At 70.7% G+C, this 17,343-nt stretch carries 12 protein-coding genes; 5 read left to right on the top strand and 7 right to left on the bottom strand.

Going from position 1 to position 17,343, the window contains the following annotated elements; translation table 11 throughout:
* Window positions 1–2: 2 nt before the first annotated feature.
* Window positions 3–1,646, bottom strand: a complete 1,644-nt coding sequence (locus ABD191_RS18565; RefSeq protein ID WP_344083314.1) for a glycoside hydrolase family 27 protein — start codon at window positions 1,644–1,646, stop codon at window positions 3–5.
* A 327-nt stretch (window positions 1,647–1,973) separates the two neighbouring features.
* Window positions 1,974–3,725 carry a cellulose binding domain-containing protein gene (locus ABD191_RS18560; protein ID WP_344083312.1) on the bottom strand — a complete coding sequence of 584 codons (1,752 nt, stop codon included), beginning with the start codon at window positions 3,723–3,725 and terminating at the stop codon, window positions 1,974–1,976.
* Between the two features lie 463 nt (window positions 3,726–4,188).
* On the opposite strand from ABD191_RS18560, the gene ABD191_RS18555 reads away from it, so the two are divergent.
* Both ABD191_RS18555 and ABD191_RS18550 read left to right on the top strand, forming a co-directional pair.
* Window positions 4,189–6,426 (top strand): serine hydrolase, encoded by a 2,238-nt coding sequence (locus ABD191_RS18555; RefSeq protein WP_344083310.1) that lies wholly within the window; start codon window positions 4,189–4,191, stop codon window positions 6,424–6,426.
* 243 nt (window positions 6,427–6,669) lie between these two features.
* Window positions 6,670–7,638 carry a PaaX family transcriptional regulator gene (locus ABD191_RS18550; RefSeq protein ID WP_344083308.1) on the top strand — a complete coding sequence of 323 codons (969 nt, stop codon included), beginning with the start codon at window positions 6,670–6,672 and terminating at the stop codon, window positions 7,636–7,638.
* 29 nt (window positions 7,639–7,667) lie between these two features.
* Here ABD191_RS18550 and ABD191_RS18545 read toward each other — a convergent pair whose 3' ends face one another.
* The 3 genes from ABD191_RS18545 to ABD191_RS18535 all read right to left on the bottom strand — a co-directional run bounded on the left by ABD191_RS18545 (window position 7,668) and on the right by ABD191_RS18535 (window position 9,614).
* Window positions 7,668–8,912, bottom strand: a complete 1,245-nt coding sequence (locus ABD191_RS18545) for an RNA polymerase sigma factor (protein WP_344083306.1) — start codon at window positions 8,910–8,912, stop codon at window positions 7,668–7,670.
* The gene (locus ABD191_RS18540; RefSeq protein ID WP_344083304.1) at window positions 8,893–9,270 is read right to left on the bottom strand and encodes a YciI family protein; all 378 of its coding nucleotides are present in this window, start codon (window positions 9,268–9,270) and stop codon (window positions 8,893–8,895) included. Before ABD191_RS18540 ends, ABD191_RS18545 begins: the two co-directional genes overlap by 20 nt.
* A 152-nt stretch (window positions 9,271–9,422) precedes the next feature.
* Window positions 9,423–9,614 (bottom strand): DUF1918 domain-containing protein, encoded by a 192-nt coding sequence (locus tag ABD191_RS18535; protein ID WP_344083302.1) that lies wholly within the window; start codon window positions 9,612–9,614, stop codon window positions 9,423–9,425.
* Window positions 9,615–9,862: 248 nt separating this feature from the next.
* Between ABD191_RS18535 and ABD191_RS18530 the strand changes: the two genes are divergently transcribed.
* From ABD191_RS18530 to ABD191_RS18520, 3 genes are all read left to right on the top strand, one after another.
* Window positions 9,863–12,640 (top strand): cation-translocating P-type ATPase, encoded by a 2,778-nt coding sequence (locus ABD191_RS18530; protein WP_344083300.1) that lies wholly within the window; start codon window positions 9,863–9,865, stop codon window positions 12,638–12,640.
* 114 nt (window positions 12,641–12,754) lie between these two features.
* Window positions 12,755–13,021: a DUF1876 domain-containing protein gene (locus tag ABD191_RS18525; protein ID WP_344083298.1), complete on the top strand. Its 267-nt coding sequence runs from the start codon at window positions 12,755–12,757 to the stop codon at window positions 13,019–13,021.
* Window positions 13,022–13,072: 51 nt separating this feature from the next.
* The gene (locus ABD191_RS18520; protein WP_344083296.1) at window positions 13,073–13,528 is read left to right on the top strand and encodes a (R)-mandelonitrile lyase; all 456 of its coding nucleotides are present in this window, start codon (window positions 13,073–13,075) and stop codon (window positions 13,526–13,528) included.
* Here ABD191_RS18520 and ABD191_RS18515 read toward each other — a convergent pair.
* Complete coding sequence (locus tag ABD191_RS18515) at window positions 13,505–16,813, bottom strand: HAD family hydrolase (protein ID WP_344083294.1); 3,309 nt, start codon at window positions 16,811–16,813, stop codon at window positions 13,505–13,507. The genes ABD191_RS18520 and ABD191_RS18515 overlap by 24 nt on opposite strands.
* Before the next feature lie 31 nt (window positions 16,814–16,844).
* Window positions 16,845–17,243, bottom strand: coding sequence for an Hsp20/alpha crystallin family protein (locus tag ABD191_RS18510; RefSeq protein WP_344083292.1), 399 nt, complete (start codon window positions 17,241–17,243; stop codon window positions 16,845–16,847).
* Between the last annotated feature and the right edge of the window lie 100 nt (window positions 17,244–17,343).

Raw genomic sequence — 17,343 nt, 5'->3', positions numbered from 1 at the left:
GCTCAGATGCGCGACCAGCGCTGGTTGGCGCTGCCGTGGCAGGTCCAGACGATGACGGGGGTGCCGTTGGCGGTCGCGGCCTGGTTGACGTCGAGGCACAGCGTGGGGAACCGGACGCTGCTGATGGTCCCGTTGCCGTTAAAGGTCCACTGCTGGTTCGTGCCGCCGTTGCAGTCCCAGATCTGCACCCGGGTGCCCGCCGCGGCCGAGGTCGGGATGTCGAGGCACTTGCCGAGGACCCGCAGCTCGGCGCCGTTCTGGCTGAACTGCTGGTTGGCATTGGTGTGGCAGTCCCAGATGAGCGTCTGCGTGCCGTTGGCCGTCCCGGAGTTGTTGACGTCCAGGCAGCGGCCGGACGCCTCGCCGCGCAGCCGGAAGGTGGTCGGCGGCGGGGGCGCCGAGGCCGTGCCGCCGCCGCTGACGCGGAAGACGGCCGTGCCGTGGGCCGGCACGCTGGCGCTGATCGAGCCGCTCGTGCTCGACGTGGCGTTGGTCCACGCGTCGCGCAGCGTGAACGAGCTACCGGTCTTGCCGATGGCCGCCGCCGTGGTCGAGATCGTCGTCGTCGAGCTGCCCTGGTTGAACAGCGCGACCGCGACGTCGCCGTTGGCCAGCCGCTTGGCGAGCACCCGACGGGTACCGTCGAACGACACCTGGGTGGCCTGCAGTCCGAGGGTGTCCTGGTTGATGGCGATCAGATTCTGGTTCTTCAGGATGGTCTGCGTGGCGGACGACATGTTGCGCAGGTCGTTGCCGGCGATCAGCGGCGCGGCCATGATCGCCCACAACGCGAAGTGGCTGCGCTGCTCGGTGTCGGTCAGGGTGCCGCGACCGACCTCCATCATGTCCGGGTCGTTGAACGCGCCGGGGCGGGCGTAGTGGGCCAACGGCACGTTGACGTTGACGATGTTCTGGATGCCCATCGGGTACCCGTTGGTCTGGTTGGTCACCCAGTTCAGCGTGATGTCCTCGGTGGTGCGCCAGATGTTGGCGACATCGCCCCAGTTGCGCATCGGGCCGGTCTTCTCATGGATGCTGTTGGGGTTGATGCTGTACAGGATCGGCCGGCCGGTCGTCGCGAGCGCGTCGCGCATCCGGGAGAAGATCTGCACCTGGTAGTCGATCGAGCCGGTGGGCGAGCACCAGTCGTGCTTGAGGTAGTCCACGCCCCACGCGGCGAACTGCCGGGCGTCCTGCGCCTCACGGTTGAGGCTGCCGGTGGCCCCGGGGTAGCTGCCGAAGTACTGCGCGCAGGTCTTGTCCAGCGGCGCCTGGTAGAGGCCGAACTTCAGGCCCCGGCTGTGGATGTAGTCGCCGAGGGCCTTCATGCCGCTCGGGAACCGGCTGGGGTCGCCCTGCAGGTTGCCGGACGAGTCGCGGTTCGGGTTCATCCAGCAGTCGTCCACGACGACGTACTCGTAGCCCGCGTCGCGCATGCCGCTGCTGACCATCGCGTCCGCCATCTGCCGGATCAGCGTCTCGTTGATGTTGCAGCCGAAGGTGTTCCAGCTGTTCCAGCCCATCGGCGGGGTCCGGCCCGCGCCGTTGTCGAGCGCGACCGCCGCGGGCAGGCGCAGCGCGACGGCGCCGCCGGCGGCGAGCGCGAGCACGGCGGCCCACAGGCCGAGCCGAGTCAAGCGTTTCATAACCTCAGTCCTTTCGGATACGCCTCGTGTGAGCGTTAACATTCGGCCCCGGGTTCGTCGCGCGGGGAGTGGGACAGGACACCGCGGGCTTAACTCAGCCGAAATATGGCGCTAACAATCGCGGTTTCCAGAGGGTGCCAGAAGCGCCGGACCCGCCGCAACACTTCATGGAAATAACGATTTTTGGCGAATGCGTTCGGCTATACCGGATTCTGTTGTGGACGGCAGTCTGCTTGTCGAGCCGCGACCGCGATGAGGGCGCACCCCATCGGGCGTGGCGGGCGGGACGCCGACGACGCGCGCCGGCATCCCGCCGTCCGGTCAGGGTCAGAGGGTCAGGACGATGGTGGAGATGCTGCGGGCGGCGACACTGATGGTGGCCTGCCCCCCGTTGACGGTGACGGGTTGGCTGGCCGCGTTGGCGCTGATCGACGTGAGGTAGTGCTCGGCCCTGGTCACGTTCTGCGGCACCTGGACCACCGCGTTGTTGACCGCGCTGGTCGACCGGTTGAGGACGACCAGAGTGATCTTCCCGTTGCCCTGGTACGCGGTGATCTCCAACGGGGAGGCCTTCGAGCTCTTCGACAGCGCGACGCGCTGGTCACCCGGGCGCACGTACTTCGCGTACTGCGAGAACGCGTATCCACGCTTGAGCGGTGCCCCCGCGGTCGTGCCGTAGGCGGCCTCGCCGTCACCGATGAACGAGTAGTAACGCTTGCCGTACCACCAGACGTAGGCGGTCCAGTTCGACTCCATCGACTTGTGCACCGTGCGCATGATGTCGTCGAGCGTCTCGTTCCACACCGTCTGGTTGCCCGGGTTGCCCCAGATGTTGGAACCGTTGCCGTCAGCCGCGTGCAGGTTCCACTCGGTCATCCACACCGGCTTGTTGTACTGGTCCGCCAACGTGTACGGCTTCAACCGACCCGCCGACTCCGTCCCGTACAGGTGACCACCGATGTAGCCGATGTTGTTGCGGGCACACGAGTTGTTCAACGTCGGATCGGTGAAGTTGTAGTTCAGGTTCACCGCCTCGGCGACCATCAGCTTCGTGTTGAGTACCTTCGCGCCCTGCGAACAGACGAAGTTCTGCAACTCCGTGCCCGACCAGTCCATCGAGTCGTAGTCCGGGTGCCAGTCCGGCTCGTTCTGCACCGACGTCACATCAATCGTCACGCCCTGGTTGCGCATGTACTGCACGTAGCTGTTGAGGTGGTTGGCGTAGTCGTCGTAGTAGTCGGTCTTGAGTTTGCCTCCGTTGATCCGGCTGTTGTTCGTCTTCCACGCGGCCGGCGCCGTCCACGGCGAGGCCAGGATCTTCACGTTCGACCCGTACGACTTCGCGGTCTTCAACGCGCTCACCTGGGTGCCCCACTCGCTGGACACGGGCGAGATACCCGTCCGCACGATCGACAGGCCCAGCTGATTGGGCCCCATCCCGACCAGGGTCTGCGTCTCCGCCGTCGACCACGCACCACCCCAGATCGCCACCGCGGCCCCGAACCCGTCAACCACCTGATACCTGCTGGCGGGGTTCACGGTGATGTCCGGCGTGGCGGTTGGACCGGAGGTTGTCCGCGGCGCCGAGGTGGGCGCGGCGGTGGTGAGGGGCGCGGCGGTGGTGAGGGCAGCGGTGGTCGGCGCGCCGCTCGTGGGCACCGTACTGCCGGTGCAGGCCACCCCGTTCAGCGCGAAAGCTGTCGGAACGGGGTTGCTGCCGGTCGAGGAGCCGTTGAAGCCGAACGAGGTCGTGCCGTTGGTCGGGATGGCCCCGTTGTAGCTGACGTTCTTCGCCGTGACCGCGGACCCGCTCTGCGTCAGCGTGGTGTTCCAGTACTGCGTCACCGTCTCGCCGCCACCGAAGGACCAGGTCAGGGTCCAGCTGGTGAGCGGGTCGCCGAGGTTGGTGATGGTGACGTTGGCGCCGAAGCCACCCGGCCACGCCGACGACACCGCGTAGTTCACCGAGCACCCCGCGCCCGCCGCCCCGGCCGGCAGGGCCACCACGGCCGCGGCCGAAGCCACCAGAACCGCGCCGGCCGCCGCTGCCGCGACACCGGCCACTCTGCGTCTTCTCATAGCGTCTCCTCGAATGCTCGGCCGCCATCGCTGCGACGACACCGCGGTGTGCGCGGCGGTCCAGAGACCCGATCGTTCGTCGGGCCGCGAACCCATGTCAACGCGCCGGGCACCGGTGCCGCCGGGTCGCGACGGGTCGGGAAAGCCCGTGCCTGACGTGCCGGCGTCATCATTGGAGCTTTCGTCCCTGGGCCACTGTCGCCCCCTCGATGGGCTGGGCTCCGGGACAAGCCGTACGGATTTGCGTTGTTTCGCGGACCGTCACCTAGTCGCCGGGGCGACGGACACCGCGCCTGAAACTTTCGGGCCGACAGGCATCACGGTCGATCGTCCAACCGTGTCCAGCTTCGGCGGCGCCGCCATGGGCCGGCTGCCAGAATCCGGCGTTACGCATTGAGCTCGGTGCATGTGCTGACGGATTCGTCGGGGCGGACCGGGCCAGGACATCAATGGAGGTATCCGCATGAGTGAGGGATCCAGTCCGGCCGTCTCGCGCCGCCAGCTGCTGCTCGGCGCCGGCGCGGCCACGGTCGCGCTCGCCGTACCGGGGATGGGTTCGGCCGCCGCCGCCGCGCCACGGCTCGCCCCGACGCGGCTGGCGGCCGGCGAGGCGATGGTCGCCACGCACGACCGCAGCCACGCCGACTTCCAGAACCAGTGGAACACGCTGGTGCCCCAGGGCTATCGGCCGATCTCGCTCTGCGTGTACGGCGACCGGGCGGCGCCGCTGTACGCGGCCGTGTGGATCCAGCGGGGCGGGCAGCCGTTCGCCGGCATCCACGGCGCCACCGCGGCGCAGTTCCAGACCTTCTTCGACACGTGGGCGGGGCAGGGGTACACCCCCGTGCTGCTGACGGCCACGGGACCGGCCAACAACCCGGTGTTCGCCGCCGTCATGGAGAAGTCGAGCAGCGGTGTGTCGCTCACCCGGCACCTGCTGCGGACCGGCTCGAACACCGACTCCGGCACGATCGACTACTGGCTGACCCAGGCCCGGACCAACAACTGGATCCCCCGCTGCATCGCGCCGTACGGCACCGGTGCCGACCGGCGCTTCGCCCTCGTGCTCGACCCCAACCCGAACCGGGAGCTGTGGTCGGTCGCCGGCTGGGGAGGCGAGAGCGCCAGCGACTACCAGCAGCGCTACAACGCCCAGGCGCAGCAGTGGGCCCGGCCCGCGTTGGTGTCGGTCAACCCGGACGCCACGATCACCTCCGTGTTCCGCGCCGACAGCCTCGGCCCGCTGGTGGCCCGGCACAACATGACCAGCGCCGGCTACCAGGCGGAGGCCAACACGTTGGTCGGTCAGGGCTACTACCCGATCCATGTGCAGGCCGGCGGACCGGCCGGGAGCACCCGGTTCGCCGCGCTGTTCGCCACCCGCGACGTCCCGGCCGCGCGGACCTACACCCAGACCGGCACGTACGTGGCCGCGTTCGCGGCGGTCGACAACCGGGTCCGCCAGTTCATGAGCACGACCGGCACCCGGGCCGTCGGGGTCGCGATCACGCGCGGTGGACGCCTGGTGCACGCGCGCGGCTACACCTGGGCCGAGTCGGACTACCCGCTCACCCAGCCCACCACGATGTTCCGCCTCGCGAGCTGCTCGAAGCCGTTGACGTCGATCGCGATCCACCAGTTGATCCAGCAGGGTCGGCTGAGCCTCAACACCACGCTGCAGTCCGTACTGGCGCTGACGCCGGCACCCGGCGGCACGATGGACTCGCGGTTCAAGAACATCACCGTGCAGCACCTGCTCACCCACACCGCCGGGTGGGACCGCAGCGAGGTCAGCGACCTGCCGTCGGTCAACACGGTCGCCGCCGCGTTCGGCCAGGCGAACCTGCCGGTGACCAAGCTGCAGGTGGCGCGGTACATGGCCGGCCGGCCGCTGCAGTTCGCGCCGGGGGCCGAGCAGGAGTACAGCAACCTCGGGTACCTGATGCTCGGCCTGATCATCGAGAAGCTCCGCGGTACGGCCTACCCCACCTCCGTGCAGCAGACGATGTTCACGCCGCTCGGCCTGAGCCGGCCGCACCGCAGCATCGCCCGGCAGTCGCAGCAGCGGGCCGGCACGGTACGCCAGCACGACACCGCGCCGGGCTGGGACGACCTGCGCATCGGCGCCAGCGCGATCGACGGGCCGGCCGCCGGGTCGTCGGCACGCATGCCGTTGGCGTACGGCGGGGAGGACCTCGTCCTCTTCGACGCGTTCGGCGGCTGGACGATGGCGCCGGTGGACTACGCCAAGGTCCTCGCGGCCTTCGCCGTCGGCACCGCCAACCCGCTGCTCAACCAGGCGACCGTGGACATGATGTGGACGGTGCCGTCCCTGTACGCCACGGCGACCAGCGTCGAGATGGCCAACTACACGAGCGGCTGGGACTCCTTGACCGAGCCGAGCGGCGTGCGGGTCTTCCAGCACGGCGGCGGCATGCCCGGCGTCGCGACCCGGATCCTGTACCGCACCGACGGGTGGGGCTTCGCCGTCTTCGCCAGCGGCGCCGGGGTGCCGGACATCTATCCGGACCTGGCGAACCTGGCGCCGTCGGCGTGGCCCACGCACGACCTGTTCCCGTCAGTGGGCATCTCGGCGTTCCCGACCTCGGTCACCAGCCGGTCTGCCACCGGGTCCGCGCCCGGCGACCAGCGGCCCGCCCGGCTGCGCGGGGACCAGGTGCTGAACGGTTCGGTCAGCTAGGTTCCGCGCCGGAGGGCGGGGTCCGTGGGCCCCGCCCTCCGGCGCAGGCCTGTGATCCAAAACCCTGATCGGTAGATGGGCCTGATCCGGGCCAACGCGCGACATATAGGCTGTCCGTCGCACGTATAACTGTCAATCTGTGATTCTCGATGTTAAATACTGCTGGCCACTACGGCGTTGGCCGGCGGTACGCATAATCGTGGGCGACGCCCGTTGAACCTGGACCAGTGTCGGAGAGTTGCCGTGGTAAGCCCGTACGAGATAGAGGAACTCTTCCCCGACACCGCCGCCGGATCGGTGCGGCTGCCGCGCCAGCAGGCGGGCAGTTCGCCGCAGGGCCTGGCCATGACCCTGGTCGCCGACTACACCGTCAGCACGCGGGCCTGGTTGCCGTCCGCGGCGCTCGTCACGCTGCTCCACGAGTCCGGGGTGACCACCGCCGGAGCCCGCGCGGCGATCAGCCGGTTGGCCCGCCGAGGGGTCCTGGAAAGCTCCCGGGATGGACGGCACACCTTCTACCGCCTGACGTCGATGGCCGCGAGCGACCTCTCCTCGGGCGGCGCGTGGATCGCCGGCTTCGCCACGCGGGCCGACACCTGGGACGAATGCTGGACGCTGGTCGCGTTCTCCCTGCCCCAGAACGAGAGCACGCAACGGCGCCTGCTCCGCGGGCAGCTGCGCTGGCTCGGGTTCGCGCCGCTCTATGACGGTCTGTGGGTCTCGCCGGACGCGCTCAACCCCACCGTCAAGGACGGGCTCGTCACCATCGGCGGCGGCGCCATCAGCGTGTTCCGGGCGAGCCATGTCGAACTTCCCATCGCGACCAACCGCAACCCCATCGACGCGTGGGACGTGGCCGTCATCGCCCGCCATTACGAGGAGTTCATCCAGCACTGGCGGCCGCAGCTGGCCCGCGTCCGCAGCGGAAAGATCACCGGTGCCGCCGCCGTGCGGGCGCGCACCGAGATCATGGACACCTACCGGCGCTTCCCGCTCCTCGACCCCCAGCTCCCCGTCCAGCTGATGCCCGACAACTGGCCCCGCTCCCGCGCGGGTGAAACCTTCATGGCCGTCTACGACGGACTCGCCGAGGCCGCCGAGGCACACGTGCGCGCCGCCGCGGCACGGTTCGGCGATCCCCATCCCGGCATCCGCGCCCACACCACTGCGGAGCTGGCCGCGGGTTTCAGCCACACCCCCGACGCCGGGTAGCCGGGCCCCGCCATCTACGCGATGGCTGCTCAGCCGGCGAGCTGATCGCGTCGGCGGGTGAGATAGGCCCGCTCAGCGGGGTTGCCGGTGAGACAGATGGCCCGCTCGTACGCCGCGCACGACTCGCCACCCCGGCCGAGCCGGCGCAGCAGGTCGGCGCGCGCGGCGTGGAAGGCGTGGTAGTCGTCAAGGATCCCGGCGAGCCGATCCAGCTCGGCGAGCCCGGCCGCGGGCCCGTCGACCTCGGCGAGCGCGACCGCGCGGTTCAGCCGCACGATCGGCGAGGCGTCGATCAGCGCCATGTGGTCGTAGAGCGCGACGATCGCGGACCAGTTGGTGTCCCGGACGGACCCGGCCTCCATGTGGACCGCGTTGACCGCGGCCTGCAACTGGTAGCGCCCGGGTGAGCCGCGACCGGCCGCCACCGCCGCGATCCGTTCCCTCATCAGGGCGTTCCCCTCAGCGATGAGCGCGCGGTCCCAGGCGCCACGGTCCTGCTCGTCGAGGGTCACCAGCTCGCCGGTACGTGACACGCGCGCCGGGCGCCGGGCGTCCGTAAAGAGCATCAGGGCGAGCAGTCCCGCCACCTCGCCGTCGTCCGGGAGGAGGCTACGCAGGACACGGCCGAGGTGGATCGCCTGGTCGGTGAGGTCGACGCGTACCGGGTCGTCCCCCTCGCCGGTGAGATAGCCCTCGTTGAAGATGAGGTACACAACCGCGAGCACGCCGGCGAGGCGCTCGCGGACGTCCTCGGCCGAGGGCACCCGGAAGGGAATGCGGGCCGCCTTGATCTTCGCTTTGGCGCGGGTGATCCGTCGCGCCATCGTGGTCTCCTGCACCAGGAAGGCGCGGGCGATCTCGGGGACGGTGAGTCCACCCAGCAGGCGCAGGGTGAGGGCCACCCGCGCCTCCAGGGCGAGCGCCGGGTGGCAGCAGGTGAAGAACAGCCTGAGCCGGTCGTCCTCGACCGGGCCGGTCGGCTCGGGAGGGGTGTCGTCATGCACGATGCCGGCCGCCCGGTGCTTGGCGTCCCGCTTCGCCTCGCGACGTATCCAGTCGATCGCCTTGCGGGTCGCGGTGGTGGTGAGCCAACCCCCGGGATTGGGCGGTACGCCCTCGCGCGGCCACCGCTGCGCGGCCGCGGCGAACGCCTCGGCGGCCGCCTCCTCGGCGATGTCGAGATCGCCGAAACGGCGCGCGAGGTCGGCGACCACCCGCGCCCACTCCTCCCGGTGGGCACGGGTGATCGCCTGATCAACCGTTGGAGCGGTCACGCCACGCGAACCCGGGACCACGGAACCGGTGAACCTCCTGGGGCCAGTCGAGCACGGTCGCGAGCCGCCCGGCCCAGTACCGCGCCGCCTCGTCGTCGGGCACGTCCACGACGGCGAAGCCGCCGAGGTGCTCCTTGGTCTCGACGTACGGACCATCGGTGAAGACCGGCCTGCCGTCGACCGACTCGACACTGAACACCGCGGTGGACCGGTCCAACCCGCCGTTGGTGAAGATCAGGACACCCTCGGCCATCATCTCCGCGACGACGGCCCGGGCAGCCGCGCCCTTCTCGCGCAGCTCCTCCGCCGTGTGCTCAGGCACCCATTCGTCGTTGAAGGTGATCAGATACTCCGCCACTGTCGTCTCCTCTGCGTCCACGGACGAGGGGGCATCGCCCCTTCGCGCGCGGCGAACCGGCCGGCTACCGCACACCAGTTCCACGAACGGCCGCGCCCGGATACGACACCATCCCAGAAACTTCTTCCCCGTGCCGGGGTTCCCGCCACCGGTCACGTGTGTCCGGGCTCGACCCGCGCCTCCGGTCCGGGATAGACGAGGGTTTCGTGCCCGTCGTCGAGCCAGCGCACGGTGTAGGGCGGGCTGCCGTCCTCGTGGTGGAGCTCCGTGATGACACCGACCCGCCGGGGCGGGCCCGGATGCGTCGGTTCAAGGATCAAACGGTCACCGACCTTGGCCTTCACGTCGATCTCCTCGCAGTGTCGCGCCGTTGTCGCATCCTCAGCCTGCGCCATATCGGTGAAGATCGGGGTTATTCGACTTTTTCGGCAGCACCTGGTGGGGGCGAAACGGCCCAGCACAAAAGGACCAACAGCCCCGTGGGTCTCACCTTCCGCGCAGGAAGCTGGACACCGGGAGATCCGTGTCGGTGCGCGCGGCGGATCCGCGTCCCGAACCGGCCCGGGCCGGCGTTAATGAACAGGTGGGGAGCGTGTCGGACGGCGCGAGGGCGGGTGTGGCGGCCGGGGTCGAGGTCGAGCCGGTTGGCAACCCCCTCGAGCCGGCCGACCTGCTCCTGCGCGATCTGCGGACGGGGCGACAGGGCCTGTCGGAGCGGGAGGCGCGGCGGCGCCTGACGGTGTACGGCGCCAACGAGCTGACCCGCCAACGGGGCCGGACCTGGCCGCGCGAGCTGTTGGCTCAGGTGACGCACCCGCTGGCGTTGCTGTTGTGGCTGGCCGCGCTGTTGTCAGCCGTGTCCGGAACGGTGCCGCTCGCGGTGGCGATCATCGCGGTGATCGCGCTGAACGCGGTGGTGGCGTTCGCCCAGGAGCGGCAGGCCGAGCGGGCGGTCGAAGCGCTCGCGGCATACCTGCCGCCCCACGCGACAGTGGTTCGCGACGGTCGCCAGCAGGTCATCGAGGCCCGCGAGCTGGTTCCGGGCGACGTCCTCGTCGTCGCGGAGGGCGATCGGGTCTGCGCCGACGCCCGGCTGCTGGACGGGGTTGTCGAGGTCGACCTGTCCGCCCTCAACGGCGAGTCGCTGCCGGCCCTGCGGTCGGCCCGTCTGGAGGACGCGTCCGGGCCGCTGCTCGACGCGCGCGATCTCATCTTCAGCGGCACGTCGTGTACGGGCGGCGAGGCGACCGCCCTGGTGTTCGCCACCGGCATGCGCACCGAACTGGGCCGCATCGCGGCGCTGTCGCAGCGGGTGGGCCGGGAGCCGTCGCCGCTGGAACGTCAGGTCACCCGGGTCGCCTGGCTGATCGCGGCCGTGGCGGTCGGCGTCGGGCTCGCCTTTCTGCCGCTGGCCATGCTGGGCGCCGGCCTGCCCCTGGCCGACGCGGCCAACTTCGCGATCGGTCTGCTCGTCGCCAACGTGCCGGAAGGCCTGTTGCCGACCATCACCCTCGCGCTGGCGGTGGGCGTACGCGTACTGGCGCGTCGCGGCGCGGTCGTCAAGCGGCTCAGCGCGGTGGAGACCCTGGGTTCGACGACCGTGATCTGCACCGACAAGACGGGCACGCTGACGCAGAACCGGATGCGGGTCACCGACCTGTGGACCTCGGCCGGCCCGGTCGATCTGGACGCCACCACCACGCCGCGGTCCGCGCCGGCGGCGGCACACCAACTCGTAAGGGCGGCGGCCGCCTGCAACAACGCCGAACTGGACCGCGAGGCGCCGCAACGCTCGACCGGCGACCCGACGGAGATCGCACTGCTGGGCGCGGCGGCGGTTCTCGGCGACGACGTGGATCACGACGCGCGACTGGCCGCGCGCCGCGCGCAGTTCCACTTCGACCCGGCGCTGCGCCTCATGTCCACGGTCGATGACGTCGACGACCAGCGGTGGGTGCACACCAAGGGCGCCCCCGAGGAGGTACTCACCCGGTGCGTGGAGATCATGGCCGCGGACGGCTCGGTGCGGCCGCTGACCGCCGACGCACGGGCGATGGCCGCGACCGCGTTCGAGGGGTACGCCGGTCGCGGGTTACGGGTGCTCGCGGTGGCCCGCCGGGCACTGCCCCCGGCCGCGCCCGTGCCGGCCGACCGCGACGAGGTCGAGCGGGACCTGACGCTGCTGGGCCTGGTCGCCATGTTCGACCCGCCCCGCCCGGAGGTCGCCGCCGCGGTCGCCCAGTGCCACACGGCCGGGCTGCGGTTGATCGTCGTGACCGGGGACAACGCCGCGACGGCCACGGAAGTCGCCCGGACGGTTGGCATCGGCCGGGGCGGCCCGATCCCCGCCATAACCGGCGCGGAGCTCGACACCATGACCGAGCATCAGCTCGACGAGCTGCTCCGCCGGCACCAGGAGCTGATCTTCGCGCGCAGCTCCCCCGAGGCCAAGCTGCGCATCGCCGACGCGCTGCGCGCCGAGGGCAACGTCGTGGCGATGACGGGCGACGGCGTCAATGACGCCCCCGCGCTGCGGCGCGCCGATATCGGCGTCGCGATGGGCGCGACCGGCACGGACGTCGCCCGCGAGGCGGCCACGATGGTGCTCACCGACGACAACTTCGCCACGATCGTCACCGCCGTCCGCGAGGGCCGGCGCGTCTACGACAACGTCCGCAAGTTCATCCTGTACATCTTCGCCCACGCGACCCCGGAGGTCGTGCCGTTCCTGGTGTACGCGCTGTCCGGCGGGGCGGTTCCGCTGCCGCTGACGGTGCTGCAGATCCTCGCGATCGACCTGGGCACCGAGACGCTGCCCGCGCTGGCGCTCGGGCGTGAGCGCGCCGAACCCGGCCTCATGGACCGTCCGCCGCGACCGCGCGGCGAGGGGGTCATCCGGGCCGGCATGCTGGCCCGCGCCTGGTTGCTGCTCGGCGGGGTCTCCGCCGTGCTCGTCCTCGCCGGGTTCTTCCTGACCCTGTGGCAGGGCGGCTGGCGGCCCGGCGCCTCCGTCGACGAGGGCACCCCGCTGCACCACGTGTGGCAGCAGGCGACCACCATGACGTTCCTCGGCATCGTCGCCTGCCAGATCGGCACCGCCTTCGCCGCGCGTACCCAGCTCGCGTCGCTGCGGTCGATCGGCGTGACCACCAACCGGCTGCTGCTGTGGGGCATCGCCTTCGAGATCGCCTTCGCCGCCGCCGTGGTCACCCTGCCACCGCTGCAACGCGTGTTCGACACCGCCCTGCCCACGGCCGGCCAACTCGCCCTGCTGCTGCCCTTCCCGGTGCTGGTCTGGGGCGTCGACGAACTGTGGCGGGCCGGCCTGCGGCGGCGCAGGCGGATCCACGAGGGCGTGGGGCCGGCCTGACCGGCGCGGCCCACCGCGCCCGGTCTCCCGCGCCGGGTCGGGACCAATGGCCCTGCCAGCCGCCTCCGGGACGACGAGACTGGGAGGTGGAACACCCCGTCGAGGGAGGTCGCCATGACCATGAAGCGCTGGTCCGTAGAGATCTTTATCGGGGAGAACAACGGACAGACCTACGCCGAGGCGCGGCTGCGCACCGAACTGGGCGACCGGCTGCTCGGCACCGGGCGGGCGTGGTTGAGCCCGGACGACTACGACATCCCGGAGATCGGCGATGAGGTCGCCGTCGCCCGGGCGCTGACGGACCTCGGCCACCGCCTGCTGGTCACCGCCGCCGGCGATATCGAGCAGGCCACCAACGAACCCGTGCGCCTTTCCGGGTGACCCCTCGCCGCCCGGCCCGACGGCCGGACCCCGTACGCGAGGACAAGGACCATGAAACTGCTTCCTGTACGCCCCACCGCGAAGATGCCTGCCGGGACCTTCACCGGTGACGTCTACCTGACGCCCATCCACAGCGGGACCGGGCCGTCGCGCATGACCGTAGCTCTCGTGCGGTTCACCCCGGGTGCCCGCACCCACTGGCACTCGCACGCGGTCGGCCAGACGCTGCAGGTGACCGAGGGCGTCGGCCTGGTCGGCACCCGTGACGGGACCACCATCCGCGTCCACGCCGGCGAGACCGTCGTCTGCGCGCCCGACGAACAACACTGGCACGGGGCGGCCACGGACACGTTCATGGCCCATGTGGCCATGCTCGAGTCCCTGCCCGACGGCGGCGATCCCACCACGTGGCTTGAGCCGCTGTCCGAGGAGGAGTACGCGCGGGCGAACCGGAACGGCGCGGGCCGGTCGCGGCGGCCGCCGTCAACGCGGATGGGACGCTTCTGAGAGCCGGGACCCGGTGGGCGGCATGGCGAAGTCGAGGTGCTCCCCGGCGGCCAGCGACCGTACGGCCCCGCCGACCTGGATGTGGATGGGCGGCGCCTGGCACGGCCGCAGTCCCACCCGAAGCCGGTGGTGGTCGACATCGATGACGACCCAGTGCTCGCGGTAGAGCACCTCGACGTGCAGCGCCCGAAGCTCGCGCGGCAGCAGTGGATGCAGGTAGAGCACGTCTCCCCGGGTCTCCAGACCGGCATAGCAGCGCATGGCCACGTCCACCGTGCCGGCCATGGCGCCCAGGTGCACGCCCGCGCGCGTACTGCCGCCGCGGGTGTCGCCGAGGTCAGCGGCAAGGGCCTCGGTGAAAAGGCGCCATGACTGCTCCCGGTCGGCGCGGGCCCGGACCCAGCTGTGCGCGACGCGGCTCAGGCTCGAGCCGTGCGCGACCCGCGCGAGGTAATAGGAGACCGTGCGCTCGATCGTCGCCGCGTCGAGCTGGTATCCGAGCCGCTCGAACAGTCCCCGCAGCTCCTCGGCGGACAGCAGGTACAGCAGCATGAGGACGTCGGCCTGCTTGGACAGCCGGTACCGGTTGGGGCTGTCGCCCTCTGCCCGCAGCAGCGAGTCGACGCCGATGAGGTCGCCGTAGCGGCGCCGGTACCCGGCCCAGTCGAACTCGGCCAGGTCGGCGTAACCGTCGAACTGGCTGATCACACCGTCGTGAAACGGCACCCGCAGGCGCCGGCTGATGCGCTCCCACCACCGGATCTCACTCTCGCGAAGCCCGAGCCGGTCCCACAGTGCCGCGCAGCGGTGCCCCGAAAGCAGCCCAAAGGTGTCCAGGGCGCGGCAGAGCACCCAGGCGGTCATGACATTGGTGTACGCGTTGTCGCGCAGTCCGGGCTCGCTCGCGCCCGGATACGCGTCGTGGTACTCGTCCGGTCCGACAGTCCCCGCGATGCCGTACCGGTCGTCGTCGGGGTCATAGGCCACGAGCCCGGCCAGGTACCGCGCGACCTCGATGATCATCTCGGCGCCGTACTCCACCAGGAAGTCGACATCCCCACTGACCTGGTAGTACTGCCAGGTGTCATAGACGACGCTGATGCCGATGTGGCGCTGCAGGCTCGAGTGGTTGGGCACCCAGCGGGCCTCCCGCGCGTCGTACAGCTCGGTCGGCGTCTCCTCGCGCCCGTCGCTGCCGCTCTGCCACGGGTACATCGCACCCGCTCGACCAGCGGCGCGAGCGGCCCGTCGGGCGGCGTCCAGCCGCCGCCACCGATAGAGCAGCAGCGCCCGGGACAGCGCGGGCAGTCGCAGGTTGAGCACCGGGAAGACGAACATCTCGTCCCAGAACACGTGCCCGTGGTAACCCTCTCCGTGCAACCCGCGTGCCGGCACACCGGCGTCGAGCTGGGCGGTGTGCGGCGACAGCGTCTGCAGCAGGTGGAAGGTGTGCAGGCGCAGGGCCAGGACCACCTCGTCAGCGGCGTCAACGGCGAGGTCGAACCTCTCCCACAGCGTGCGCCAGGCCCGCGCGTGGTCCGCCAGCAGCTCGTCAAACGTTCCAGCGGCCGTCACGAGTCCCTGGGCGGTCAGCGCCGGCTCACTCACGGCTGGGTCACGGGACGTGGCGACCGCGACGACCTTCTCCACCGCCAGCGGCCGGCCCTCAGTGAGTGGGCAACGCAACCGCTGTCCGGCGAACCGCTTGTGCCGCGCGGTCTCGCGCGGCACGCTCACCGGGCCTGCCGCCCCGTCGCGCACGACGGTGCGGGCCGCCGTGGCGATCCGGATCCGCGACTGCGTCGTCTGGACGGTCAGGGCCGCCAGGTCACCGTCCACCACGCCCGGCTCGGCCACGAGGTGGATCTTTGCCAAGGGCGCGTCCTCCGGAAGGTTCGCGTTGGCCACATCGCCGTCGATTCCCGACTCGATCTCGATCTCGCCCGACCAGTCGTCGGCGATGAGAGTCGTCTCCAGCGCGGCCAGGTGTGACATGCCCATGTGGACCAGTCGCCGCTGGACAACGGTCGTGTGCCGGCCCTGACCATCCCGGTAACCGACCTCGCGGGTGAGCACGCCGGAACCCAGGTCGAGTTCGGTGCGGTAGAAGGTCAACGCCGCCGTGTCCGGGTCGAACCACACACCGTCCGGCGAGCGCCAACGCAGGTGCAGCCAGTTCGGGACGTTCACCAGGTGTTCATGCTCCACCGTACGGTCGTTGACCGTGGTGAGCAGGCGGTTGTACACGCCGGCCAGGTAACTGCCCGGGTAGTGCACTCCGTCGGCCCGACTCTCCGGCGCGGCGCCGCGCGTACCCAGGTAACCGTTGCCGGTCGTGCACAACGCCTCGCGTAACCCTTCCCGGGACGGGTCGTACCCGTCGTAGCACAGCATCCAGCCGCCGCGCGCCTGTCCACCACCGCAGAAGTCCTGGCTGGTCACCATTCCGGGCGCCGGGCGGTGTCGCGTCGGGTCGAGGCGCAGGTCGGCCGCGTCCGACACGACCACATCCGCGCCCGCCGCGACGAGCACGTCGGACTGCCCGTACCGGTCCACGCCGACCACGAGGTGGAACCCGCCCCGACGGCCCGCCTCGATTCCCGGCAACCCGCCGTCGATGATCACCGTGCGGGACGGCGACGCGTGGAGGCGGCGCGCCGCCTCCACGCGTGTGGCCGGATCCGGGCTGGCGGGCAGCCGCAGCGCGGCCGCGTCATCACCGTCGACCCGCGCGTCGAACACCTCCGCGAGGCCGGTGTCGGTCAACACCCGCCGGGCGTCACGGCTGGCGCTGACCACGGCGGTGCGTATCCCGGCCGCCCGCAACCGCCGGGCCAGGTCGGCGCACGAGCCGACCGCGCGCACCCCTTCGCTGTCCAGCAACTCGCCGAAGAGCTGGCGCTGGCGGTTGGCCACGGCCCAGATGGTCCGCGTTCCCGGTGGGTCATCCGGACGGCCTTCCGGCAGGCTCAGGTCACGCGACTGCAGGAAGGCCAGGATCCCGGCCAGTCGCGACCTTCCATCGAGATGGTCGACGTACTCTCCCCGGGCGTCGAACGGCCGCCAACCCGGTCCCGCGTTGGCCGCGAGCATGGCGTCCAAAGCCCGTTGCCACGCCCGGGCATGCAGCCCGGCGGCGTCGGTGAGCACGCCGTCCAGGTCGAACACGACCGCGTCGACCTCATCGGCGCGCAGCACCGCGGGGGTGGCCATGTCAGGCGCGCCGAAGCGGCCGCGTCGCTCCCGTGCCGACAGGTAGGTGGCCGCGAGCCGGCGGCGCAGCACCGCCCCACCGCGCGTCCTGACTCATGACCGGCTACCCCGCCTCGATCTCGATCTTCCGGCTGGCGGTCTCCTTGCTCCGCAGCGGCACGGCGACGTCGAGGATTCCCTTGTCGTACGTCGCCTTGATGTTGTCCGTCTCCGCGTTGGCCGGCAGTCGCACGGAGCGTTCCAGCGCGCCGTACCGGAACTCGGTACGGCCCTTTGTCTCGTCGCGCTCCTCGCGCTCGGCGTGGATGGTCAACGTCCCCTGATCGACGGAGATGTCGATGTCGCTGGCGGGGTCCAGCCCCGGCAGCTCCGCGCGGACGTGGTACTCCTGGTCGGTCAGCGAGTCCTCAACGCGGATCATGTGGCCGCTGCTCTGCGGCCGGTCCACGTCGAACCAGTCGAAGAAGTCGCCGAACACTCGCGGAATCAGCGTGGTTGTCATGGCCGATCCTCCCCTCACGTGAGCCGTGGAGGCCATGCTGGATCTTGATTCATCGTATGCTTCCAAGGACTTCCGCAGAGGCCATACCCGCAGGTCACTC

It is taken from the genome of Luedemannella helvata (assembly GCF_039528415.1).
Classification (GTDB): Bacteria; Actinomycetota; Actinomycetes; order Mycobacteriales; family Micromonosporaceae; genus Luedemannella; species Luedemannella helvata.
Note: the sequence above shows the minus strand (reverse complement) of the source record. Positions and strands in the feature narration are given on the sequence as shown.